General features: G+C 43.2%; 1 pseudogene. It reads right to left on the bottom strand.

The annotated features are described in order from the left end of the window. Positions 1-234: pseudogene (locus ACH5TX_RS00055) on the bottom strand (hypothetical protein); the annotation flags it as partial.

The raw sequence follows: 234 nt of genomic DNA, 5'->3' as shown, positions 1-234 counted from the left end.
TCCATCACCATCACTATCGGTCGTATTAACTCCTGTTGGTAAACAAGCATCGTTAGCTTCAAATGGCCCTGGATAATCTCCTGGTACTTTTGATGTACTCGGATCGTCGATTCCTGTCGTTTCTTCACAATCGGTTAATCCATCACCATCACTATCTACAAGAGAACTACAAGCAACAGTTACTGTTACTGTCGCGGTTGAACAACTTGCTGTTGGTGTATCGTCATCACAGAT

It is taken from the genome of Thalassobellus citreus (assembly GCF_044385915.1).
GTDB classification, from domain to species: Bacteria; Bacteroidota; Bacteroidia; order Flavobacteriales; family Flavobacteriaceae; genus Thalassobellus; species Thalassobellus citreus.
Note: the sequence above shows the minus strand (reverse complement) of the source record. Positions and strands in the feature narration are given on the sequence as shown.